Origin of the sequence: Paenibacillus sp. FSL R5-0928 (assembly GCF_037970385.1) — a bacterium.
GTDB classification, from domain to species: Bacteria; Bacillota; Bacilli; order Paenibacillales; family Paenibacillaceae; genus Paenibacillus_AQ; species Paenibacillus_AQ odorifer.
The window spans coordinates 118,631-141,975 of sequence record NZ_CP150225.1; the positions used below are offsets into that span (position 1 = coordinate 118,631).

General features: G+C 46.3%; 19 protein-coding genes, 1 rRNA gene and 1 other RNA gene. 18 read left to right on the forward strand and 3 right to left on the reverse strand.

Annotated elements, in window-relative coordinates:
- Positions 1-66: 66 nt before the first annotated feature.
- Entirely contained in the window at positions 67-540 is a 474-nt protein-coding gene (locus tag MKZ16_RS00565; protein ID WP_076106037.1) for an AbrB/MazE/SpoVT family DNA-binding domain-containing protein, read from the reverse strand.
- A 205-nt stretch (positions 541-745) separates the two neighbouring features.
- Complete coding sequence (locus MKZ16_RS00570) at positions 746-2,812, reverse strand: PBP1A family penicillin-binding protein (protein ID WP_076106035.1); 2,067 nt, start codon at positions 2,810-2,812, stop codon at positions 746-748.
- A 181-nt stretch (positions 2,813-2,993) separates the two neighbouring features.
- On the opposite strand from MKZ16_RS00570, the gene MKZ16_RS00575 reads away from it, so the two are divergent.
- From MKZ16_RS00575 to argS, 3 genes are all read left to right on the forward strand, one after another.
- On the forward strand, positions 2,994-4,178 hold the full coding sequence (locus MKZ16_RS00575) for a YCF48-related protein (protein ID WP_076106033.1): 1,185 nt from the start codon (positions 2,994-2,996) through the stop codon (positions 4,176-4,178).
- A gap of 629 nt (positions 4,179-4,807) precedes the next feature.
- Positions 4,808-5,251 (forward strand): DUF1934 domain-containing protein, encoded by a 444-nt coding sequence (locus MKZ16_RS00580; protein ID WP_036679946.1) that lies wholly within the window; start codon positions 4,808-4,810, stop codon positions 5,249-5,251.
- Entirely contained in the window at positions 5,248-6,933 is a 1,686-nt protein-coding gene (gene argS / locus MKZ16_RS00585; protein ID WP_076106030.1) for an arginine--tRNA ligase, read from the forward strand. Before MKZ16_RS00580 ends, argS begins: the two co-directional genes overlap by 4 nt.
- A 127-nt stretch (positions 6,934-7,060) precedes the next feature.
- Here the strand turns inward: argS and MKZ16_RS00590 are convergent, their stop codons facing one another.
- The gene (locus MKZ16_RS00590; protein ID WP_038568071.1) at positions 7,061-8,227 is read right to left on the reverse strand and encodes a S8 family peptidase; all 1,167 of its coding nucleotides are present in this window, start codon (positions 8,225-8,227) and stop codon (positions 7,061-7,063) included.
- Between the two features lie 460 nt (positions 8,228-8,687).
- Between MKZ16_RS00590 and rpoE the strand changes: the two genes are divergently transcribed.
- The 15 genes from rpoE (at position 8,688) to MKZ16_RS00665 (ending at position 23,310) form a co-directional block, all read left to right on the forward strand.
- A complete protein-coding gene (rpoE, locus tag MKZ16_RS00595) occupies positions 8,688-9,236 on the forward strand; it encodes a DNA-directed RNA polymerase subunit delta (RefSeq protein ID WP_038568074.1) in 549 nt (182 codons plus the stop codon).
- 325 nt (positions 9,237-9,561) lie between these two features.
- Complete coding sequence (locus MKZ16_RS00600) at positions 9,562-11,169, forward strand: CTP synthase (RefSeq protein WP_036679937.1); 1,608 nt, start codon at positions 9,562-9,564, stop codon at positions 11,167-11,169.
- 271 nt (positions 11,170-11,440) lie between these two features.
- Positions 11,441-11,827 carry a response regulator gene (locus MKZ16_RS00605; RefSeq protein WP_036679935.1) on the forward strand — a complete coding sequence of 129 codons (387 nt, stop codon included), beginning with the start codon at positions 11,441-11,443 and terminating at the stop codon, positions 11,825-11,827.
- Positions 11,828-12,034: 207 nt separating this feature from the next.
- Positions 12,035-12,889, forward strand: a complete 855-nt coding sequence (gene fba, locus MKZ16_RS00610) for a class II fructose-1,6-bisphosphate aldolase (RefSeq protein ID WP_036679934.1) — start codon at positions 12,035-12,037, stop codon at positions 12,887-12,889.
- A 188-nt stretch (positions 12,890-13,077) separates the two neighbouring features.
- Positions 13,078-14,331, forward strand: coding sequence for a UDP-N-acetylglucosamine 1-carboxyvinyltransferase (locus tag MKZ16_RS00615; protein ID WP_036679932.1), 1,254 nt, complete (start codon positions 13,078-13,080; stop codon positions 14,329-14,331).
- A gap of 164 nt (positions 14,332-14,495) precedes the next feature.
- Positions 14,496-15,848 (forward strand): transcription termination factor Rho, encoded by a 1,353-nt coding sequence (rho, locus tag MKZ16_RS00620; RefSeq protein WP_036679930.1) that lies wholly within the window; start codon positions 14,496-14,498, stop codon positions 15,846-15,848.
- Between the two features lie 25 nt (positions 15,849-15,873).
- Positions 15,874-17,151 carry a radical SAM protein gene (locus tag MKZ16_RS00625; protein WP_038568079.1) on the forward strand — a complete coding sequence of 426 codons (1,278 nt, stop codon included), beginning with the start codon at positions 15,874-15,876 and terminating at the stop codon, positions 17,149-17,151.
- A gap of 121 nt (positions 17,152-17,272) precedes the next feature.
- Positions 17,273-17,470, forward strand: a complete 198-nt coding sequence (gene rpmE, locus MKZ16_RS00630; protein WP_076106028.1) for a 50S ribosomal protein L31 — start codon at positions 17,273-17,275, stop codon at positions 17,468-17,470.
- Positions 17,471-17,588: 118 nt separating this feature from the next.
- Positions 17,589-17,857: signal recognition particle sRNA large type (gene ffs, locus MKZ16_RS00635), an RNA gene on the forward strand.
- A 137-nt stretch (positions 17,858-17,994) separates the two neighbouring features.
- Positions 17,995-19,764 carry a DNA polymerase III subunit gamma/tau gene (gene dnaX / locus MKZ16_RS00640; RefSeq protein WP_036679925.1) on the forward strand — a complete coding sequence of 590 codons (1,770 nt, stop codon included), beginning with the start codon at positions 17,995-17,997 and terminating at the stop codon, positions 19,762-19,764.
- Between the two features lie 47 nt (positions 19,765-19,811).
- Complete coding sequence (locus tag MKZ16_RS00645; protein ID WP_036679924.1) at positions 19,812-20,123, forward strand: YbaB/EbfC family nucleoid-associated protein; 312 nt, start codon at positions 19,812-19,814, stop codon at positions 20,121-20,123.
- Between the two features lie 38 nt (positions 20,124-20,161).
- Positions 20,162-20,761, forward strand: a complete 600-nt coding sequence (recR, locus tag MKZ16_RS00650; protein WP_036679922.1) for a recombination mediator RecR — start codon at positions 20,162-20,164, stop codon at positions 20,759-20,761.
- Between the two features lie 137 nt (positions 20,762-20,898).
- Positions 20,899-21,150, forward strand: a complete 252-nt coding sequence (locus MKZ16_RS00655) for a DUF2508 family protein (RefSeq protein ID WP_036679920.1) — start codon at positions 20,899-20,901, stop codon at positions 21,148-21,150.
- 33 nt (positions 21,151-21,183) lie between these two features.
- Positions 21,184-21,450, forward strand: coding sequence for a pro-sigmaK processing inhibitor BofA family protein (locus tag MKZ16_RS00660; protein ID WP_038568084.1), 267 nt, complete (start codon positions 21,184-21,186; stop codon positions 21,448-21,450).
- A 302-nt stretch (positions 21,451-21,752) separates the two neighbouring features.
- A 16S ribosomal RNA gene (locus tag MKZ16_RS00665) occupies positions 21,753-23,310 on the forward strand.
- Positions 23,311-23,345: the final 35 nt, after the last annotated feature.

The following is a 23,345-nucleotide window of genomic DNA, read 5'->3' on the forward strand; positions in this document are numbered from 1 at the left end:
CAGAAGGGTTATCCGATATAGAAAAAGCTTCGACCTCCGGAAATAGGAGCGTCGAAGCTTTTTAATTTATGATTTGCTTGTGCTGCTAAGCTTGCGTTTGAGCTGACTCACTCTGGCTTGGCTAATCCCGAGGATTTCTGCAAGTTCTTTTTGGTTGGCATAGGGATGATCTTCAATAGCTTGTTCCAGACGTTGGCACATTTCCTCTGTCTTCGACTTTCGGATGCTGGTGTTGTGCTCAGGTGCCTCAACAACAAAATCCTCACGTGACTCTGGCAATTGAGACATGCGTTCAGGATCGACAATTTCTTTTAGACAGTTGCTACAAATAAACTGCTCTTTATAGTAGGTGACATGGTCGTGGCTTCTGCAAAATGTACACTCTGTCGAGGTGTACTTCCTAAGGACGATGATTTTTTCGTCTAAAACAAAAAATTCGATAGGATCACCAATGTCAATATTACGCGTCATACGGATTTCTGCGGGAACCACAATTCTCCCAAGACTGTCTAAACTCCGGATCATGCCTGTATCCTTCATCCCATGTCCCTCATTTACATCATTATATTTTGGTTTCTAATAACTATTATAGCAGTAATTGAGAGTTAAGAGAATGGGGTAAGCATAATAAATAAAACGGTTACATCCCTTGTGCGATAAGTGATATTTGAGTTTGGCAATCCTGTTGTTACTACAATATATAACTTATAAAAAAAGAAAAACCCCTTCAATATAAATGAAGAGGCTAATTCAACCACCAGCGTTTAATGTTCTTCCACAGGGAACGGTTTTCTTCAGCAGAATCTACCTTACTTTGTGTGTCATCCACAGCAGGAGCGGAGCCTGTGCCATGCAGTTCGCAGTATTCGGTGGGCTCAGTTCCACTAATAAAAGTTTCCAGTTCTTTGTCGGGACATGCTGCTGTAGCAAGTTTGCCGGATTGCGGATTGACGTATACGCTGACTATTCCATCTGGAATAGGGAAAATTTTTGGAGGGACATTTTCCAGCGCTTTTTCAGTAAATTGGGCGAAAATGGGGGCTGCGCGCCGTCCGTCGGTAGTTGCGATGTCGCGCCCCTTGTCGTAACCAACCCAGACTGCAGTTGATAGCTCCGGGGTGAAACCTACCATCCAGCCATCTGTATCCGTGGTGCCGGTCTTGCCGGCTACCGGACGTTTAATTATGGAAGCCACACGATTACCCGTCCCCCCAGTCTCGAATACTCCCTCCATTAAACGAGTCAGTACATAGGCAGCTGAAGGTTCTACGACGGTTACTCCTTTGGGTTGAGGTGCTTCATACAGGACCATGCCATTTGAATCGGTTATTTTTAGAATGGCTGTGATCGGCATTTTCTGACCGCCGTTTCCAATTACAGCGAAAGCTGCAGCCATTTCAAGCGGACTGATCGGTGAAGTGCCTAGGGCCAGTGATGGTACGCTTTGAAGTGGACTGTCAATGCCCATCTTCGCAGCCATTTCGCTTACTTTATCCGCGCCGATCTTCATAATTGTATTAACAGCATAGATATTGTCGGATGCTGCGATAGCTTGCCGCATATTAATTTCACCCAGATACTTATCCCCAAAGTTTCGGGGCTGATACGTTTTGCGGTTGTTATCATAATGAAACATCGTTGGCTGACTATTAAAGACCGAAAGTCCTGTCATCTCTTTGGATGAGAGTGCGGCCAAATACATAATCGGCTTAAAGGAAGAACCCGGCTGGCGTGTGGTGGCCAAAGCATGATTGTACTGGTTGGTACGATAATTTTTTCCGCCGACCATTGCTTTGATGTAACCGGTGCGAGGATCGATGGATACAAGTGCAGTCTCCAGATCACTAGTTTGATCCATCTCTTTGTCAACGGCATTTTCTGCGGCATGCTGCATGTCAGGGTCAAGGGTGGTATAGACATTTAATCCGCCTTGCTCCAGCTCATCATTACTGATGTGGAGAGACTCTATGGCCAAATTGCGGATATAATCCCGGAAATAAGGCGCAGCTACAAGCGTATCCTTTTGTCCTTGCGGCTTGAAGTTTAAGTTCTCTTGGACGGCTTGTCCCGCTTCTTCCTGAGTGATATTGCCTAAATTGGCCATGACGGTCAGGATGATTCTCTGGCGCTTTTTAGCATTGTCCATGTGGTTGTAAGGTGAATAATAGGTAGGTCCCTTTGGAATTCCAGCCAGCATGGTACTCTCTGCCAGGTCTAAATCCGCTGCAGATTTACCAAAATACATCCGTGAGGCTGCTTCAATGCCGTAAGCACCGTGGCCATAGTAGATATTATTTAAATACATGTTCAGGATTTCATCTTTGCTGTATTTCATCTCCAGCTGCATCGTATAGACAGCTTCTTTAGCCTTGCGCGTCCATGTTTTTTCATGGGATAGGTAGAGGTTACGTGCGAGCTGCTGAGTTAGCGTACTAGCACCCTGCGACCGGTTTCCCTCTTCCAGATTGACTAGAACAGCTCGCGCCATCCCCTTCAGATCAAATCCGGAATGTTCATAAAATTTACGATCCTCGACTGCTAGTGTAGCTTCAATGAGCAGGGGAGAAATTTGACTTAATTTGACGGGTTCGCGGCTGCGGCCGTCTGAGGTAAAGGTGGCAAGAACATTGCCCCGGGAGTCAAACAGCTTGGAGCGCACATCATCGCTAATCGGTGGAAGATCTTTTTGATATAGATAACCGAGCAGAGCTCCGGTGGTTATTACAAATAATATGATCAAGGCTGCCAGCAGCCGAAATAAACGCCGGAAGCGGCTTTTTCGTTTCGGTGGATTCGTTGATTCGCGTGTCATGGCACCAGACTCCTTTCTCTCATATTATGGGGAAGGATCTGGAAGGATATTCATTAGGGATATGGAGGGTAACAAATTGTTTCTATTTTGTGATTGTTTAAGGTAGATAGGCCATCATCTCTGGCGGTATAACAGAGTAGGGATTGTAAGTAAGGGTATATACATATTAGGAGGTGTCATCATGAAATGGACGAAAAAGATTCATAAGACGACAATAACCGCCCTCTCGGCGACGCTTATTATGGTATCAGGCTGGAGTGCACCAGTAACTTCTGTACATGCTGCGGCTGCACCAGCACCAGCGACTTGCGGCACAGGAGATCACGGCTTGCTACAGGCCCTGCAAAACAAGCACTCAGGTGATATATCCACACCGCTTAGCTTTTCTGATGTTCAGTTTTTGAAAGGGAATACCGGACGGGCAGCAGGTAATGGATTTATGATTGGTACCTCTGACGGAGGCTGCCATTTTCAAGAGATCTATCAAGGCCAATGGAGCTTCAAACAATTCGATTTTCCCGATAATGTACATGGCTTTGCGCTTGCTTCTGTAGAGGAGGGGCAGGCTCAATATTTAATCGGTACCTCTAACGGTGGCTCGGAGTGGAAGAGACTTTCGAACAAAGCCGTCAGCTTTGAAAGAATAAATTTTATCGATAGTAAGAAAGGTTTTGCTTATGAGAGAGCCGCAACGTATCACACCAAAGACGGGGGGCTGAGCTGGAGTAAGATTTCCACCCCACCCAATACAAGAGGTGCTTATTTTAGTGACCGGAATACCGGCTGGGCGGTTGTAATCGTGCCGGGAAGCGGGTATCGGGTAATGAAGACCACAGATGGAGGGGCAACTTGGAGCCTTTCACTTAAGGCGGCTTTTGCCGAGCCCGAGTTTGGACAAATCTCCGCTAAGGGAGATCAGGTCGCTGTAGTGCTCTATGGCGGTACGGGGATGAGTCAGACCTCCTACTCGCTGTATGAAAGTGCGAACAGGGGGGGAAGTTGGAATCGTGTGATCGCTCAGGAAACTGCGGGCGGCGGACCTGCGCCAGGAAGTGGCAAGGCTGAATTCAATAAAGGGCCAGCTGCTGGCAAACCTGGGAACCTGCAACTTGTGGGAAACAGCACCTCCTTTTTAGTGGGGTTTTCCCCAGCAGCAGAGAAAGTGGCGGTTGGACGCTCTTATAACGGCGGTAAGCAATGGACTAATCTTCCGGCGCTCGCTGGTTATGAGGGGGTAATCTCCTTCACTAGTAATAAAGAGGGCTGGCTCGCCATCCGTGAGCTTGATTACTCTTCCTTGTATGTGACCAAAGACGGCGGAGCTTCATGGGAACGCAGGTTTTCTTTGAAAGTGATGACCCAATAATTCTTTACAGTGCAAGAATATAAGTTCCGATGTATTGTGAAAATCGCAAATAGACAGCAGAGCAGCGATTCTCCGGATACTTGGGGAATCGCTGCTCTGTATTTTTGTCGTTGGTATCTTTGCTTGCTTCAATAGTACCCTTATCAGTGCCCTAATCAGATCCCTCATCCTCGGAGGGTTACGGACCCAGATGACGTTATTTGCAAATTTTCGGCCTTTGGGATAGAGTTTCGGACTCCAGTAACACTATTCTCTAGAAAGAGGTTCACATGGGTTGTTTTTTAGGCTAATAGCGACTATGAAGTCCGTTATCGCACCAAATATGGAATCATACTGCGCATAGGGTCATTTATGTCCGATAGGTGCTTGGTAGGTGCAAATATTATCGAAGTAAATGATATACATAGAGAATGGACGTTCAAAGTGTGCTTTTAATCATCAATATGGTAATATTTTATGTGCTTATGAAGATATGCTTGATTCTGTATTGAAATGCTTCTTTGAACTGGATTATAGTGTACAATGGGAAAGCGAAATAGGCCTTTGATTAATATAAAAATGTTTAAGCTTTGCCATTAGACGTTTTTCTTATGCAGAATGCAGAGGCTTGCAGAATGGAGGAACGTGTGATGCCTGAAATACAGTCTGACAAATATGATGTCTCTATTACGCTCGTGAGCCTTCAAGATGGTCAGCGAAATGTTATGGAAGCGAATGGAGAAGTAACATCCAAAGGACCGCATCTATATATTCAATATGAAGAATTAGAGCAGGGTCCTCGCGGGGAGGAAGTTTCTGTTCGTACAACGATAAAGATTGCAGGTAATCAACTGAAGCTAATCCGCCATGGCGGGATTCAGTCAGAGCAGAGCTTTGAAGCTGGACGGCGTCTGCCAGGATTCTACCGCTCGCCATATACGCAGTTCAATCTTTCTACGGAAACGAACAAGCTGGAAGTTGTGCGCGAAGGGCGCTCTTTAACGGTTGCCTGGGAATATGATTTGTACGTTTACGAGGAATTGACAGGAAAGTTCGCTATTAGTTTGCATATACAGGAGGAACCGAAATTATGACACATAGTAAGAATCCGTTAGAGCTTGTAAATGAACGGGTAAAAGAAGCCATCGCCGATGCGATTGTGAATGCTGGGCTGGTTGCACCGGAAGAGGTTCCGGATATTGTACTGGAAGTACCAAGAGATAAGGCGCACGGTGATTTGGCTACGAACGCTGCTATGCAGCTGACCAAAATTGCTAAACGTAATCCACGCCAGATTGCTGAAGCTATTATTGAGCATTTGGATACGAGCAGAGCTTCTATTGAGAAAGCGGAAATTGCAGGACCAGGCTTTATTAACTTTACCCTGTCTAAGAACTACTTGTACCCAATCATCAGCCTTGTTGCTGAGCAGGGGGATGACTATGGCCGTATTAATCTGGGTCAAGGTCAGAAGGTTGAAATGGAGTTCGTCAGTGCCAATCCAACAGGTAGCCTACATTTAGGGCATGCCCGTGGTGCTGCTGTCGGTGATGCGCTGTGTAATGTGCTTGATTATGCAGGTTATGAGGTGACCCGGGAATATTATATTAATGATGCCGGTAACCAAGTGGCTAATCTGTGTAAATCCATTGAAACCAGATACCTGCAGGAGCTGGGTCAAGAGGCAGAAATGCCGGAAGATGGTTACCATGGTGAGGATATTAAGGGTTTTGCGAAGGAGCTTGTGGCAGAAAAGGGCGATACCTTGCTCGAGATGAGCCCTAGTGAGCGTGCTGCTTTTTTCCGGACCTATGGACTTAATAAAGAGTTGGATAAAATCAAACGTGATCTAGGTCTTTTCCGTGTAAACTTCGATATCTGGTTCAGTGAAACCTCGCTGTATGAGAACGGAGAAGTACTGCGCTCGCTGGACGAGCTCCGTGATCGTGGAGAAGTGTACGAGCAAGATGGGGCAACCTGGCTGCAAACGACAAAATACGGCGATGATAAAGACCGTGTCTTGATCAAAAATGATGGCACATATACCTACCTTACCCCGGATATTGCTTATCACAGCGATAAGTATGGCCGCGGTTACGATAAAATGATTAACATTTGGGGCGCTGATCACCATGGTTATATTCCGCGGATGAAGGCGGCAATGTCAGCCCTTGGCAATGATCCTGAGAAGCTAGTGGTTCTGATTGCTCAGATGGTCAGCCTGTTCCAGAATGGTGAAAAGGTCAAAATGTCCAAACGTACCGGCAAAGCGGTTACGATGGAAGATTTGATGGAGGAAGTAGGAATCGATGCGATTCGTTATTTCTTCACCATGCGCAGCATGGATTCTCATCTTGATTTCGATATGGATTTGGCGATCTCTACTTCTAATGAAAATCCTGTATTCTATGTTCAATATGCGCATGCCCGTATTTGCAGTATTTTCCGTCAGGCAGAGGAGCAAGGGATTTCTATCCCTGATTACGCTAAAATTGACTTCTCCAAGCTGACAGCAGTGCATGAATATGACCTGCTGCGAAAAATTGGTGAGCTCCCGGCAGAAATCGCTGTTGCGGCTGAAGGTTATGCTCCACATCGCCTCATCCGTTATGTATATGAGCTGGCTGCGATGTTCCACAGTTATTACAAAGCTGAACGTGTAATTACTGAGGATGCTGCTCAAACCGTGGCGCGTCTTGCATTGCTTGGCGCAACGCGTACTACTATTGCCAATGTACTGCGTCTTGTCGGAGTTTCTGCACCGGATCGCATGTAAATCAACAGCAAACGACAAAAAATCCGCCTTCCGGTTTCCGGGGGGCGGATTTTTCTTTGCTGCCGTTCTTCGCACCGGCATCAGCTGCGCTCACGTCAGAGTGACCCACCCGGTGCCCGGGCGGGGTCTACACGTTCGCGGAGACCGAACGCTTCGCCCTTACTCCTGCTCTCAGCAGTCGCAGGGCATCGGCAGAGCCGCCGCCTAGGGATGCGCGGCGTTGCCCCTTGCGTAGCCGCACCGGGGACGCGGTGCGGCGCAAGAGCAGCTTCAGCTCCCTTGGCGTGAGGCCCGGTCGCAGTGCGAGCAGCAATGCGGCGGCTCCCGTGACATGCGAGGTCGCCATGGAGGTGCCGCTCATTTCTTTGTAGCCCTCCTTCAGCCAGCAGGAGGGCACGCCTTCGCCGGGCGCGTATACATCGATATATGAACCGCGATTGCTGAAGCCGGCAACCCGGTGTCTTTTATCGATGGCGCCCACGGCTATCGTCTCGGGATAACGTGCGGGATAGTCCCCGCCACGTTTGCCGTCATTCCCAGAGGAGGCAATGACGGCGATTCCGGCCCGATATGCTTTTATAACCACATTGTGGAGCGCCTTGCTTCTAGTCTTCATTCCAAAGCTCATATTAATGACGTCGATTCGGTTCTGCACACACCAATCAATACCTAGCACAATATCGGACACATAGGCTGATCCACTATGATCAAAGGCCTTGACTGGATATAGCAGCGCTCGAGGCGCCACTCCCATCATTCCGCGATTTCCCCCTGCTGCCGCTAAGGTTCCGGCGATATGAGTTCCGTGCCCGTTATCATCCAGCGGCAGCATCCCGCGGTGTAGTAGGTTGACTCCAGAGGCTAATGAATGCTTCAGATCGGGATGACGGTAATCCGCGCCGGTGTCAATGACGCCGATTTTGACGTGAACTCCGGTTGATTTAGACCATGCCTGAGGAGCATGAATCGCTTTCACCCCCCAAGGGAGCGCGGCGATTCCGCTTTTTTCGTTAGCTATGGAATGAATTTGAATCTGCAGATCGTCTTCGACGTTTAGAAGGTCTGCAAATCGGTTCATCAGCTTTCCGGCGGCAGCGGGCACGAAGAAGGCCCGAATCAGCGGAGATACCTGTACTTGACGCAGCTCGGGCTGCTTTGCTTTTAGAGCCTTCCATTGGGAGAAAGCTCCGGCATACTGGCGGGGATCGTTGAAGGTAAGAATACGCCGCTCACCATTTTTTGGGGCAACCGATATTTCTTCAAGAAGCATGTTCCAAAATTTGTAATAGTCCATAGGTTTCGCTGTCCCCCCTCGGTGCCCTGCTGCCATATTGTATGAGCGGAGGGAGGGGTCCGAATGGGAACTTGCCCTTTTTTAAGGAAATGGGCTGCCCAGCGTGTCAAAAGACGGCGCTTTACATAAAATAAACAGAAGAGATTAAAACTCTCTTTGTAACATCCCGTAAGGAGCCGATCCTTGGCGTGGATACAGTCATGCGCGGAGGTCTTCCTCCGCCTTTTTAAATCCCATTTCTGAAAACTTTGGGTGCGGCGACCCTTGCTACAATTACATATCAACTCTTCTTGATGAAGACAGGTTTCCTGTATGGATAATAAGCAGGAGGCTTTTTCTGTTGGGAGGTTCTTGCATTTGACTTGCATTTTGTTGTTAAATAGGTTTTACTTAGTTTTGTTAATGGATATTATTGAAATAAACCGTAATGTGAACAATGCGTGAGAGGAAGTGTCCTTTAGTGAGTACGCCACTCAATTTAAAGCTAGACCCTGAGAAAGTTAAAGAAATGCCAATGGTGGATCTTGCCTTTCTGGTGCTTAAAGCAGCCAATACACCGTATTATTACCGTGATCTGATGGTCGAGGTAGCCAAGTTACGCGGTATGACCGATCAAGAAAGCCAAGATACTATTGCCCAGTTATATACCGAGATTAACATTGACGGGCGTTTTGCCTGTGTCGGAACCAACCTTTGGGGACTGAAACGCTGGTATCCTCTAGAGCGCTCCGATGATCCGGTTGGTAACACTAAACGGGTGCGCATCATCAACGATGAAGACGATGATTTGGAAGATGACGATTTTGCTGATGAAGAAGAAAACTACACAGCTGAAGAAGAGGATTTCGACGCTATCGATGAAGATCGCGACGACCTCTATTCTGACGACGACAGCGAAGAAGAAGTCGACGAAGATGTCGTGATCGATGAAGATGACATAGACGAAGACGATACGGACGAAGACGATGCAGAAGATAGCGACGATGAAGATTCCGAGGATGACAAGTAAGATCAATAATCAGAAGAGTCTTGTCTGTGGCATAATTCCTCCCTTGACAGTGGGGGATCGTCAGAGTAAACTATTGCATGGGCTTATCATGTAAGTTAATAAACGTGTTTTCTAAAATAAAAAGTGCCCCGGTTCTACGGGTGTCACTTTTTTGTTTTTTTAGATGCAAAGTAGCTGTAGATTAATGGAATTTGCGGGATGACGTTTTATGTTTTCCCCGGTGAATTAAACTTTTGATTTCCCCTGTTTTGATGATAGTAAAACGGGTTACGATAAACACCATGTGCCGCTTTTATGTTTGGACTTTATTTAGGAGGGTTTTACAGTGACAAAGTATATTTTTGTAACGGGTGGCGTTGTGTCTTCCCTGGGTAAAGGCATTACCGCCGCTTCGCTGGGCAGGCTGCTCAAGAACAGAGGTCTAAAGGTAACGATTCAGAAATTTGATCCGTATCTTAACGTAGACCCTGGAACAATGAGCCCTTACCAGCACGGAGAAGTCTTCGTAACGGATGACGGTGCAGAGACTGACCTTGACCTTGGGCACTATGAACGGTTTATTGATATCAATCTGTCGAAGAACAGCAATGTGACGACAGGTAAGATCTATTCATCCGTAATCAGCAAGGAACGTCGTGGAGAGTACTTGGGTGGAACTGTACAAGTTATCCCGCATATTACGAATGAGATCAAAGAACGCGTGTTCCGCGCGGGCCGCGAGACTAACTCTGATGTTGTTATCACAGAGATCGGCGGTACTGTAGGGGATATTGAAAGTCTTCCGTTCCTGGAAGCGATTCGTCAAATCAAGAGTGATATTGGCCGGGAAAATGTGATGTATATCCACGTAACCTTGATTCCTTATATCAAGGCTGCTGGAGAAGTGAAGACGAAGCCGACACAGCATAGCGTTAAAGAGCTGCGCAGTATCGGTATTCAACCGAATGTCATCGTGTGCCGTACGGAATATGAGCTTTCCGCAGATATGAAAGCCAAAATCGCACTCTTTTGCGATATTGATGCTAATGCTGTTGTGGAATGCCGCGATGCTTCGACGTTATATGAAGTTCCATTGAACCTTCGTGATGAAGGATTGGACGAGATTGTTGTTAATCATTTGAAGCTTACAACACCTGCGCCAGATATGCGCGAATGGGAAAGTATGCTTAGCCGGATTCAGAAATTAGAGAAGACAGTAGAAATAGCAATTGTAGGTAAGTACGTAGCACTGCATGATGCTTATCTGAGCGTTGTTGAATCACTTTCACACGCAGGTTTTGCTGCGAATGCAGAGGTTAAGATCCGCTGGGTGAACGCAGAGGAAATTACGGATGAGAACGTGGACGAAATGCTGCGTGGCATTGGCGGTATTCTTGTTCCTGGTGGTTTCGGTGATCGGGGAATCGAAGGTAAAATCTCCGCTATTCGTTATGCCCGTGAGCAATTGATACCTTTCTTTGGTATTTGCCTTGGAATGCAGGTTTCTGTAATTGAATATGGCCGTTCTGTTCTTGGACTACAAGGTGCAAACAGCTCCGAAATCGATCCAAATACACAATATCCATTGATTGATTTGCTTCCTGAGCAAAAAGATATTGAAGATATGGGTGGCACTATGCGTCTTGGGTTGTATCCTTGTAAGATTATTCCGGACTCTCTGGCAATGTCTTGCTATGATGATGAACTGGTATATGAGCGTCATCGTCACCGGTATGAGTTCAACAATACTTACCGTGATGAAATTGAAAAAGCGGGACTGGTTATCTCCGGAACTTCTCCGGATGGCCGTCTAGTTGAGATCGTAGAGCTTCCAGAGCATCCGTGGTTCCTCTCGGTTCAATTCCACCCGGAATTCACTTCACGTCCGAACCGTCCGCAACCGCTATTCCGTGAATTTGTCAAAGCCTCTTTGACGCATTCCGAGCAGCAATAATTTATACACAGACAGAAAGAACCCATCGGTTCTTAAATAGTCTAAGAGAGCCTTCATCCGAAGGCTCTCTTTTTGTATTACCCTTTAATAGAAATATTGTAACTGACATTTATTTCATTTTAGACTCTTTATTTACCCATTTTATCCAATTAGCAGGATTTGGACAGTAAAGCACGAATAATAGGTTTCGTATGGAGTAGTTTCTAAAGGGGCCGGTCGCTGTGGAGAGCGCGGTATAGTCAATCTGCCTTAATTTCTGGGAGGGTATCGTATGGAAAAGAAGAAAGTATTAATTGTCGATGATCAGAACGGGATCCGGATTCTTCTTATGGAAGTGTTCAATAGTGAGGGATATACAACATTTCAAGCGGCTAACGGAAAATTGGCATTAGACATTGTTCGCAGCGAGTCACCCGATTTGGTCTTACTCGATATGAAAATACCGGGAATGGATGGACTCGAGATCCTGAAGCATCTAAAGGAGATCAATCCGTCCATTAAGGTCATTATGATGACGGCATATGGTGAACTGGACATGATTAAGGAGGCGACCAAGCTAGGGGCGTTAATGCATTTTACAAAGCCGTTCGACATAGACGAAATGCGCGTAGCGGTAAACATGCATCTTCATAACAAGTCTGTGGATCAATGCAGTTAGAACGGTGATTTCTGTATCGGTCCTATTTCGCGTGGTGACTCCGAAGAGGATGAGTCTAATTGCTATATGGGCTGGATAAAAATCGTCCCACCGGGACATTTTTTTGTTTACCCTATTTAGTATTTGACACAGGATGTGCTATAATAAGCCTGTATGTGATGTCGGTTTAAAAACATAGCCAACCAACATTCTTAGGAGGATGAAACCATGCCATTAGTATCTATGACAGACATGTTGAACAAAGCACTTGAAGGAAAATATGCAGTAGGTCAGTACAACATTAACAACTTGGAGTGGACTCAAGCTATTCTTGGTGCCGCTGAACAAGAAAAATCACCAGTAATCCTTGGTGTATCTGAAGGCGCAGCACGCCACATGGGCGGCTTCACTACTGTTGTTAAAATGGTTGAAGGTCTAATTATTGACATGAATATCACTGTTCCTGTAGCTATCCACCTTGACCATGGATCTAGCTTTGATAAATGTAAAGCAGCAATTGATGCTGGATTTACATCCGTAATGATCGACGGTTCCCATCACCCAATCGATGAGAACATCGATATGACTAAAAAAGTCGTTGAATATGCTCACGCTAAAGGCGTTTCTGTAGAAGCTGAAGTAGGTACTGTTGGTGGACAAGAAGACGACGTTATCGGCGGCATCATGTATGCTAAGCTTGATGAGTGCGTACGTATTGTGAAAGAAACAGGTATCGACACCCTGGCTCCTGCACTTGGTTCCGTTCATGGACCTTACCATGGCGAGCCTAACCTCGGATTCAAAGAAATGGAAGAAATCCGTGACGCTACTAACATCCCAATGGTTCTTCATGGTGGTACAGGTATTCCTGAACATGACATCAAGAAAGCCATCTCCCTGGGTACTTCCAAAATCAACGTGAACACTGAGAACCAAATCGTGTTCGCAAAAGTGGTTCGCGAAGTTCTAGCTGCTAAACCTGATGCTTACGATCCACGTACATTCATCGCACCAGGTCGCGATGCAATCAAAGAAACCGTTATTGGTAAAATTCGCGAATTTGGATCCAACAACAAAGCCTAATCATTGTAGCTTCCGCCTCAGGTGGACAAGCAATTTGTTAAAGGATAGGGCTATTACTCTGTCCAGTTGAATAGTTTGATGAGGAAAGCACACCGCTTAGCCGGTGTCTTTCCATTTTCATCACTAAAAGTCCACAGCACGTATTGCCCACCCAGCTGCAATACACGTAGGGGGAAATTGATAAATCTATGGAAAAATTAATGATTGGCGGTGGACGTCCGCTAGAGGGCGTTGTAACCATCAGTGGAGCAAAGAATAGTGCCATTGCGCTTATTCCTGCGGCAATTTTGGCCGAATCTGAAGTTGTTCTGGATAATTTACCGTCCCTTAGTGATGTAGCCGTTTACTCCGAAATCTTGCAAGAGCTTGGCGCTAATGTATCCTGGTCAGGCAATCAGATGAGAATTGACCCTTCACGTATTGTATCTATTCCAATGCCCAATGGGCCGGTTAAGAAACTTAGAGCTTCGTATTATATGATGGGAGCTCTGCTTGGAAGATTCAAAGAAGCGACAATAGGTCTTCCTGGTGGCTGTAATTTTGAACCTCGTCCAATTGATCAACATATCAAGGGTTTCGAGGCTTTAGGAGCAACAGTTACCAACGAACATGGTTCTATCCATTTATATGCAAAAGAGCTACGCGGTGCGAAGATTTATCTGGACGTATCAAGCGTAGGTGCCACTATAAACATCATGCTGGCGGCTTCACGAGCCAAAGGCTCTACAATTATTGAAAATGCGGCTAAAGAGCCTGAGATTATAGATGTAGCTACCCTATTGAACTCTATGGGCGCTGTTATTAAAGGCGCTGGTACAGAAACCATCCGGATCGAAGGGGTCTCGGAAATGCACGGTTGCCGTCATTCCATTATTCCCGATCGGATTCAAGCAGGAACTTATATGATTGCCGCTGCGGCTACGCGTGGTAATGTGTTGATAGATAATGTTATTCCTAAGCACTTGGAAGCCTTAACAGCCAAGCTTTTAGAGATGGGCGTGGATATTGAAGAGCTTGATGAAAGTATCCGAGTTATAGGTAGAGCTAATTATGAACATGCAGATGTTAAAGCACTGACCTATCCTGGATTTCCTACAGATTTACAATCTCCTATGACAAGTATGCTGACACAGGCAGAAGGGGTTAGTGTGCTTAGCGATTTCGTTTACAGCAACCGCTTCAAGCATGTGCCAGAGTTGGTAAGAATGGGCGCAAAGATTCGTGTTGAGGGCCGATCTGCAATTATTGAGGGCAGTAAACTTAATGCTGCAAAAGTAAAAGCAGCTGATCTGCGTGCGGGTGCAGCCCTTGTCATTGCCGGGTTAACAGTAGAGGATGGTATTACTGAAGTGACCGGCGTAGAGTATATTGATCGTGGTTATGATAATTTAGTGAGCAACCTTCGGCAACTTGGTGCTCATGTTTGGCGTGAGAATGAATAATATTAGGATATCCCGCTTGGAAGGAGTATTAATTTGCGGCCAAACCGCATATTTCCTTCCATTTGGGGTAATACTAACCTAATGAGCATTTTAATAGAATCATATTTTTGCCTAGTAGATAGACTAGGAAGAACTCATTTAAAAATTGAATAGGTGGTTATTACATGGATCTTCAAATTTCCGATCTGGAAGAAATGAAGCTGACCGAGTTATATAAGCTGGCCAAGAAATACCAGATCCCTTATTACGGACAGCTGAAGAAACGGGAACTGATCTTTGCGATCCTTCGGGCACAGGCAGAGCAGAGCGGTCTCATGTTTATGGAAGGCGTGCTAGAAATTTTGCCTGAGGGCTATGGATTTCTTAGGCCAATTAACTATTTGCCCAGTGCTGAAGATATTTACATCTCAGCTTCACAAATTCGTAAGTTTGATCTCAGAAGCGGAGATCTTGTGTCTGGTAAATGTCGGACACCAAAAGAAAATGAACGATATTTTGGCCTGCTTCAAGTCAATGCCGTTAATGGCGAGAACCCTGCTAGTGCAGCGGAGCGTCTTCATTTTCCAGCATTAACACCACTTTATCCGCAAGACAAGCTACCGCTTGAAACATCCCCTACTCATTTGTCTACCCGAATAATGGATTTGCTCGCTCCTGTAGGTTTGGGGCAGCGGGGTTTGATTGTAGCACCTCCAAAAGCAGGAAAAACGCTCCTCTTAAAAGAAATTGCCAATAGTATTTCCACTAATAATCCTGAGATTGAGCTCTTTGTATTGCTGATTGATGAACGTCCTGAAGAAGTAACCGATATGCAGCGTTCTGTAAAAGGCGAAGTGGTTGCATCGACGTTTGATGAGCTTCCAGAGAATCATATTAAAGTGGCTGAGCTTGTGTTGCAAAGGGCACTTCGTTTAGTTGAGCACAAGAAGGATGTAGTTATTCTTTTGGATAGCATTACGCGTCTGGCGCGTGCTTATAATCTGGTGGTTCCACCCTCTGGACGTACACTTAGCGGGGGGATTGACCCGGCGGCTTTTCACCGGCCGAAGCGGTTTTTTGGTTCTGCACGGAATGTGGAAGAAGGCGGCTCATTAACTATTTTGGCAACAGCATTAATAGATACTGGCTCGCGTATGGATGATATTATATATGAAGAATTTAAGGGTACCGGTAATATGGAGCTTCATTTGGACCGCAAATTGGCGGAACGCCGGATATTCCCAGCTATCGATATTCGTCGTTCAGGTACACGTCGCGAAGAAGTGCTCTTGAGCAAAGAAGAACTGGATACGATTTGGGCGATTCGCAAAAATATGAACGAATCCTACGATTTTGTGGAGGGATTCATCAAAAAGCTGCGTGATACGAAGACTAATGCTGAGTTCTTGGCATCCTTTGACGTTGCTGGGGCAAAAACAACACCAAACGGGACTGCAAGTAACGGGGGCACTTCCAACAGTGGTACAGCTGCTCGTCGTACCACGCGGGCGAAGACACCTTCAGTACCTACAACTTGAGAATTGATAATAAGAGGAGACTAACATGTATTTGGTATATGCCGACGGGCAAGGAAACGTATATGATCATCCTGAACTGTACGGGCTAGCCCGAAGTGGGGATATGATTGTTGAAATGCTGGAGGAAGAATTAATTCCATTACCAGAAGGTGCTACGCTCGTGGGGTTGCCTAGTACACGTGCTGTGGGTATGAATCCTGAGACGGGTGAAATGATGTCTTTGCCGGAAGGCTCGCAGGCTGTCGGAGCGCTGCTGCCGCAAGGCTACACTCGTCTATGTCTTCCTGGTTATGTGAAGACAGATAAGTCTTATAAGCTTCCTCTGTTTGGGTATTCGGCTGTAGTGTGGAAGGATGGCGGGTTCTATGTTGCGGCAGACCCTACCGATAATCCGGAGAAATGGAATCCACTTAATTGTGACAAAGAAGATCTTGAAGTCAGTGTTGGTGAGATGACAGCCAAATATCCTGATAACCGCCTCTATGAGCATCTTTCTAACTGTGCGCTTGGCTATGAATGCCTGACTTCCTCCAATACCTTTTTAGGGCGTTGGGAGGGCGGTGTACCCGTCTCTTATTCATGTAATGCTGGATGTTTTGGCTGTATTTCTGAGCAACCTGATGATAGCGGCTTTGTATCTCCGCAGACTCGCATGAATTTCCGGCCTACGGTCAACGAAATTTCACAAGTTATGTTGGAGCATTTAAAGACGCCTGAATCGATTATCAGCTTTGGACAAGGCTGTGAAGGGGAACCTTCCACGCAGGCAAAACTTATTATAGAAGCTATTCGTGAAGTGCGCTCGATTACTGATATGGGCTATATCAATATCAACACCAATGCGGGATTAAGCGATCATATGCGAGGAATCGTTGATGCTGGGCTCGATTTGATGCGTGTCAGCACAATCAGTGCCCTTGATGACCATTATAATGCTTATTACAAACCACGCGGTTATACATTGGCCAATGTAGAGAAATCTTTGAAATACGCTGCTTCGCAGGGGGTTTACACATCGATCAATTATCTAATCTTCCCTGGAGTGACTGATCGCGAAGAAGAGATTGAAGCGATGCTGGAGTTTGTAAGACGTACTGATCTGAAGCTTATTCAGATGCGTAATCTAAACATTGACCCGGAGAGCTATTTAGAGTTGATTCCTCCTGCCCAGGGTGAAATCCTTGGGATGAAGACGATGCTTGATATTTTCCGCGATGAACTGCCGGATGTAGTTATAGGCTCTTATACACATGTGCCACCAGCAGATATGGCGCGGGCTAAGCGGCGGGGAATCAATATTTAAGCGGCTAAAATGTAAAAATGAAACATATTGCCCAATTCGATATTTCGTGCTAAAATACCACAGTGTAATCATATAACTCTGGGTCCGCATGAGGCTTAGGGCATGAGAGGTGAAATTCAAAATGCAAGAAGCAATTCAACCAAAGTATAATTTAACTAAGGTAACCTGCGCATGTGGCAACACTTTCGAAGCTGGCTCTGTTAAACAAGAGCTTCGTGTCGAAATTTGCTCCAACTGCCATCCGTTCTTCACTGGCAAGCAGAAGTTCCTGGATGCCGGCGGTCGCGTAGATAAATTTAAGAAGAAATATGGTATCTAATTTGAACAGTCGCTTTGCGGCTTAACGGTTAGATTGAGCCCCCCAGCTGTATAGCTGAGGGGCTCATTTTATGTCTTGGAGTTGATTTTTGTCCGAGCGTGAGCTATACTTATCTTCGCCGTGCTAGACGGGGAGGTAGCGGTGCCCTGTAACTCGCAATCCGCTGTAGCGAGGTTGAATTCCTGTTAGAGGTGCTATCGATGTGAGGCCTTGGTTCCTATGGGCTGTGTTGACAGTTGGGTCCTCCGCAATGAGTGCTTATGAACCTGGTCAGGTCCGGAAGGAAGCAGCCATAAGTAAGATTACTCTTGTGCCGGAGGGTGGCCTAACTCGAGCAGTCATGTAGGGTTGCCGCTTGGATCGTAGCCATCAATAACAGGTGCACGGTTTATAATTCTGTTTATCATAGCATCTTTGCCACAAGCAAAGATGCTTTTTGTTTTTGGTCAATAGCCGATGAATATAGTATAATAAATTTGCGACAAATGCCGGGAAAGCGGCAGCTTAAGAGAGGGTAATGCATAGTGGAACATATCGCGCTGTACCGTGCTTGGCGGCCGCAGTCGTTTCAAGACATGGTTGGACAACAGCACATTATCCAAACGCTGCAGAACGCAATTCGTGAACAGCGGGTTTCGCATGCCTATCTGTTCAGCGGTCCGCGGGGAACTGGTAAGACAAGTGCTGCTAAAGTCTTAGCTAAAGCGGTTAACTGTGAACGTGGGCCAGGTCCGGAACCTTGTAACGAATGTCCATCCTGCCTGCGAATCGCTGCGGGTAATGTAATGGATGTGCAGGAAATAGATGCGGCATCAAACCGGGGCGTAGAGGAGATCCGTGATCTGCGTGAAAAGGTGAAGTATGCACCTACCGAGGTACGCCGTAAAGTGTATATCATTGATGAAGTGCATATGCTGACTACAGAAGCTTTTAATGCTCTATTAAAGACGTTGGAGGAACCTCCGTCACATGCGATGTTTATTCTTGCGACAACGGAACCTCACAAATTGCCAGCGACAATAATTTCCCGTTGTCAGCGTTTTGACTTCCGTAGAGTGGCGTTAGAAGAACAGACCGCCCATCTGACTGCTATTTGTGAGAAGGAAGGGATTACAGCGGATAACAACGCATTGCAGTATATTGCCCGTCTATCTGATGGTGGTATGCGTGATGCATTGAGCTTGCTGGATCAGATTTCATCCTTTACAGATGGTAATGTTACGTACGAACAAGTGTTAGGAATGACAGGAGGAATTCCCTCCGAGCAATTTGCACGTCTTGCCACTGCCATATTGGAAGGTGATATGGGTCTTCTTCTGGAGCTCGTTGAGCAGCTTATGCATGAAGGTAAAAGTGCAGATAAATGCTTAGAGAATCTCATGTATTATTTCCGTGATTTATTGATGATTAAGATGGTACCCGAGGCCGATCAATTAACAGAGCGGGTGCTGAATCCTGCTGAATTTAAAGATATGGCCACCGCATTTTCTCGGGAGCGTCTATTTCAGATTGTAGATACAATCAATAAATACCTAGGTGAAATGAAATACGCAACACATCCTCAGACACTGTTTGAAGTGGCGCTGATGAAGCTTTGCAGCTTGCAGCAAGAGGTAAGTCAGAGCGCCGCATTTGCTCCGTTAGGTGAAACAAATGCCGGAGTAGGCGCGAATAATTCGAGCGTTGACTCTGGTGAATTGGATCTTCTCAAAAGACAGATCGCAGCACTGGAGAAGAAGCTGGAACAGGCTATGCAATCCGGTGGTATTTCCGGAGGAGGGCGTGATGGTGCTCCTGCACCGAAATCGCATGCGGTTCCAACACCGCGGGTTTCTTCAGCCTCAAAAATGCCTCCTAACGTAGATAAGTTTATTGCTGGTAAAGATAGTCCCGATTTTGCAGCAATCTATAAACAGTGGAGCCTTGTCCTGCAGGGAGTAAAAGAGGAAAAGGTAACGGTTCATGCATGGTTTGTAGACGGTGAGCCAGTATCGATTATGGAGGATGCGGTGCTTGTTGCATTCAAGAACACGATTCACCGCGATACTACTGAGAAGCCGGCAAACAGACAGGTTATTGAGAGTGTGCTTGCAGCGCGTCTAGGCAAACCTTATAGACTTGTAACCATGATGCTTCGTGACTGGAATGAAGCTGCCCAGAAGTCTGTGGGACAGACTGGCAAAGAAGAACTGCAGCTGGAGCATGAACACGATACTGCAGAAGCTAAACCTGAACCTTGGATTGATGAGGCTATCCAGCTTTTTGGAGAAGACCTTGTTGTCATAAAAGAGTAATATAAACATACTAGCGCTAATTGCGCATTCCAAAGGAGAGACGAAGTATGAATAATATGAACCAAATGATGAAGCAAGTTAAGAAAATGCAGGAGCAAATGCTCAAAGCTCAAGAGGAACTCGGAGGCAAGGTTATTGAGGGTTCATCAGGTGGCGGCGTAGTTACTGTCCAAGTAAACGGCCACAAAAAATTGCTGTCTATTCAAATTAAACCGGAAGCCGTTGATCCGGAAGATGTTGAAATGTTGCAAGATCTTGTAATCACTGCTGTAAATGATGCATTGACTCAAGCTGAAGAGCTTGCTAACAATGACATGGGTAAATTCACTGGTGGAATGAAGATCCCAGGCTTGTTCTAATAGCCCACTCCACTTCAGTCTAAAGGAGAATTATTAATTTGTATTATCCCGAACCGCTAGCTAAGCTGATCGATGCTTTTACGCGTTTGCCCGGGATTGGACCGAAGACAGCCGCCCGGTTAGCTTTTCATGTGCTTAACATGAAAGAGGATGAAGTCATTGATTTTGCAAAAGCGCTAGTAAGCGTCAAACGCAATCTTCACTATTGCTCGGTCTGCTGTAATATTACGGATACGGACCCATGTAAGATATGTCAGGACAAAACTAGAGATCCTTCAGTGATATGTGTGATACAAGACTCTAAGGATTTGGTGGCTATAGAACGAACCAAGGAGTTTAATGGATATTACCATGTTCTTCAGGGCGCAATTTCACCTATGGAAGGTATCGGCCCTGATGATATTCGCTTGAAAGAATTATTGACCCGTCTGAGTGATGAGAGAGTAAGCGAGCTTATTATGGCGACCAACCCCAACATCGAGGGAGAAGCAACGGCGATGTACATTTCTCGTCTTGTTCGGCCGTTTGAGATTAAAATCACCAGGATAGCTCATGGCTTGCCTGTAGGTGGCGATCTTGAATACGCTGATGAAGTTACCTTGTCCAAAGCGTTGGAAGGCCGTCGCGAGCTATTCTAGCAGCTCTATAGTGGTATTTTTCAAAAAGGAAGCCCTCGGGTTTCCTTTTTTTTGTTCTAAGTTTGTCCCTATCCCGATATGAATGAGAATAACGAGATGTGTATTTTGCATCAAAATTATTCTGAGGAGGAATTGAAATGGGATGGTGGAGAGAGCTGTGGCGGGGAGTGGATAAGGAACAAGGCAAAAAGGAAAGTGAGGGATGGGAAACCCTCTTAGAGGTCCGTAAGGCGCATTCAGAGTGGGAGAGAGCATATCTAATGTTCGACGAGGCATTGGGACAGGATCAGATAGATTACGCGATATATATTCTGGAGGCTGCAGAACGTAAATATCAGATACATCTCAAACATGCAAAAAGCTTGGGGTTGAACAGTAGTCAAATATAAGGGCTTATAAATAAATGTATAAGGGGGATCTACATGCTTAGAATGATAGCTATGGGCGTATTGATATTATCCGTTATCTTATTAGGTTTAGTTGTATTTAGAAAAAAGCTGGGTTTTGGGTGGCTAAGCTTATTTGGGGTTCATTTGGTATTGGCTGCACTCGGGATATATGTAGTGAACTTCTCGGGTTTGCTCACGCAGGTGTATATCCCTTTGAACCCTGCAACTATAGGCGCAGTAACGGTTCTTGGGCTTCCTGGCGTGGTTATGTTACTCGGATTAAGAATAATTTTATTTTAATGCTTGACGTGGCTTTGAAAAATATGATACATTAAGTCTCGCCCGTTTGGACAAGCTGTTGATTAACAACTTGCTGAAATGGTCAAGCAAAAAAAGAAATTAAAAAAATGCTTGACGAAAACAAAGGCGCTGTGATATATTATAAAGGTCGCTGCTGACAAGCAACGACGACGAAAGATGAGACATTGATCTTTGAAAACTGAACAACGAGTGAGTGGGAAATCACGTAAGTGAAATCCAAAATTAGAGAATTAATTTTCTCGTCAGATGTTTCAAAATGAGCATATCGCTCTTTTCAATACTAATTGGAGAGTTTGATCCTGGCTCAGGACGAACGCTGGCGGCGTGCCTAATACATGCAAGTCGAGCGGAGTTATTTTGAAAGCTTGCTTTCAAAATAACTTAGCGGCGGACGGGTGAGTAACACGTAGGCAACCTGCCCTTCAGACTGGGATAACTACCGGAAACGGTAGCTAATACCGGATAATTTCTTTTTTCTCCTGAGAGAAGAATGAAAGACGGAGCAATCTGTCACTGAGGGATGGGCCTGCGGCGCATTAGCTAGTTGGTGGGGTAACGGCCCACCAAGGCGACGATGCGTAGCCGACCTGAGAGGGTGAACGGCCACACTGGGACTGAGACACGGCCCAGACTCCTACGGGAGGCAGCAGTAGGGAATCTTCCGCAATGGGCGAAAGCCTGACGGAGCAACGCCGCGTGAGTGATGAAGGTTTTCGGATCGTAAAGCTCTGTTGCCAGGGAAGAACGTCCGGTAGAGTAACTGCTACCGGAGTGACGGTACCTGAGAAGAAAGCCCCGGCTAACTACGTGCCAGCAGCCGCGGTAATACGTAGGGGGCAAGCGTTGTCCGGAATTATTGGGCGTAAAGCGCGCGCAGGCGGCTATTTAAGTCTGGTGTTTAAACCTTGGGCTCAACCTGAGGTCGCACTGGAAACTGGGTGGCTTGAGTACAGAAGAGGAAAGTGGAATTCCACGTGTAGCGGTGAAATGCGTAGATATGTGGAGGAACACCAGTGGCGAAGGCGACTTTCTGGGCTGTAACTGACGCTGAGGCGCGAAAGCGTGGGGAGCAAACAGGATTAGATACCCTGGTAGTCCACGCCGTAAACGATGAGTGCTAGGTGTTAGGGGTTTCGATACCCTTGGTGCCGAAGTTAACACAGTAAGCACTCCGCCTGGGGAGTACGGTCGCAAGACTGAAACTCAAAGGAATTGACGGGGACCCGCACAAGCAGTGGAGTATGTGGTTTAATTCGAAGCAACGCGAAGAACCTTACCAGGTCTTGACATCCCTCTGAATCTGCTAGAGATAGCAGCGGCCTTCGGGACAGAGGAGACAGGTGGTGCATGGTTGTCGTCAGCTCGTGTCGTGAGATGTTGGGTTAAGTCCCGCAACGAGCGCAACCCTTAACTTTAGTTGCCAGCAGGTAATGCTGGGCACTCTAGAGTGACTGCCGGTGACAAACCGGAGGAAGGTGGGGATGACGTCAAATCATCATGCCCCTTATGACCTGGGCTACACACGTACTACAATGGCCGGTACAACGGGAAGCGAAGCCGCGAGGTGGAGCCAATCCCATCAAAGCCGGTCTCAGTTCGGATTGCAGGCTGCAACTCGCCTGCATGAAGTCGGAATTGCTAGTAATCGCGGATCAGCATGCCGCGGTGAATACGTTCCCGGGTCTTGTACACACCGCCCGTCACACCACGAGAGTTTACAACACCCGAAGTCGGTGGGGTAACCCGCAAGGGAGCCAGCCGCCGAAGGTGGGGTAGATGATTGGGGTGAAGTCGTAACAAGGTAGCCGTATCGGAAGGTGCGGCTGGATCACCTCCTTTCTATGGAGAATCGTTCTCTGCAATGAGGACATTCA

Coding starts and splice junctions, on each gene's coding strand:
- MKZ16_RS00565 (WP_076106037.1), bottom strand. CDS start 540: ATGAAGGATACAGGCATGATCCGGAGTTTAGACAGTCTTGGGAGAATT.
- MKZ16_RS00570 (WP_076106035.1), bottom strand. CDS start 2,812: ATGACACGCGAATCAACGAATCCACCGAAACGAAAAAGCCGCTTCCGG.
- MKZ16_RS00575 (WP_076106033.1), top strand. CDS start 2,994: ATGAAATGGACGAAAAAGATTCATAAGACGACAATAACCGCCCTCTCG.
- MKZ16_RS00580 (WP_036679946.1), top strand. CDS start 4,808: ATGCCTGAAATACAGTCTGACAAATATGATGTCTCTATTACGCTCGTG.
- argS (WP_076106030.1), top strand. CDS start 5,248: ATGACACATAGTAAGAATCCGTTAGAGCTTGTAAATGAACGGGTAAAA.
- MKZ16_RS00590 (WP_038568071.1), bottom strand. CDS start 8,227: ATGGACTATTACAAATTTTGGAACATGCTTCTTGAAGAAATATCGGTT.
- MKZ16_RS00605 (WP_036679935.1), top strand. CDS start 11,441: ATGGAAAAGAAGAAAGTATTAATTGTCGATGATCAGAACGGGATCCGG.
- fba (WP_036679934.1), top strand. CDS start 12,035: ATGCCATTAGTATCTATGACAGACATGTTGAACAAAGCACTTGAAGGA.
- MKZ16_RS00615 (WP_036679932.1), top strand. CDS start 13,078: ATGGAAAAATTAATGATTGGCGGTGGACGTCCGCTAGAGGGCGTTGTA.
- rho (WP_036679930.1), top strand. CDS start 14,496: ATGGATCTTCAAATTTCCGATCTGGAAGAAATGAAGCTGACCGAGTTA.
- MKZ16_RS00625 (WP_038568079.1), top strand. CDS start 15,874: ATGTATTTGGTATATGCCGACGGGCAAGGAAACGTATATGATCATCCT.
- rpmE (WP_076106028.1), top strand. CDS start 17,273: ATGCAAGAAGCAATTCAACCAAAGTATAATTTAACTAAGGTAACCTGC.
- MKZ16_RS00645 (WP_036679924.1), top strand. CDS start 19,812: ATGAATAATATGAACCAAATGATGAAGCAAGTTAAGAAAATGCAGGAG.
- MKZ16_RS00655 (WP_036679920.1), top strand. CDS start 20,899: ATGGGATGGTGGAGAGAGCTGTGGCGGGGAGTGGATAAGGAACAAGGC.
- MKZ16_RS00660 (WP_038568084.1), top strand. CDS start 21,184: ATGCTTAGAATGATAGCTATGGGCGTATTGATATTATCCGTTATCTTA.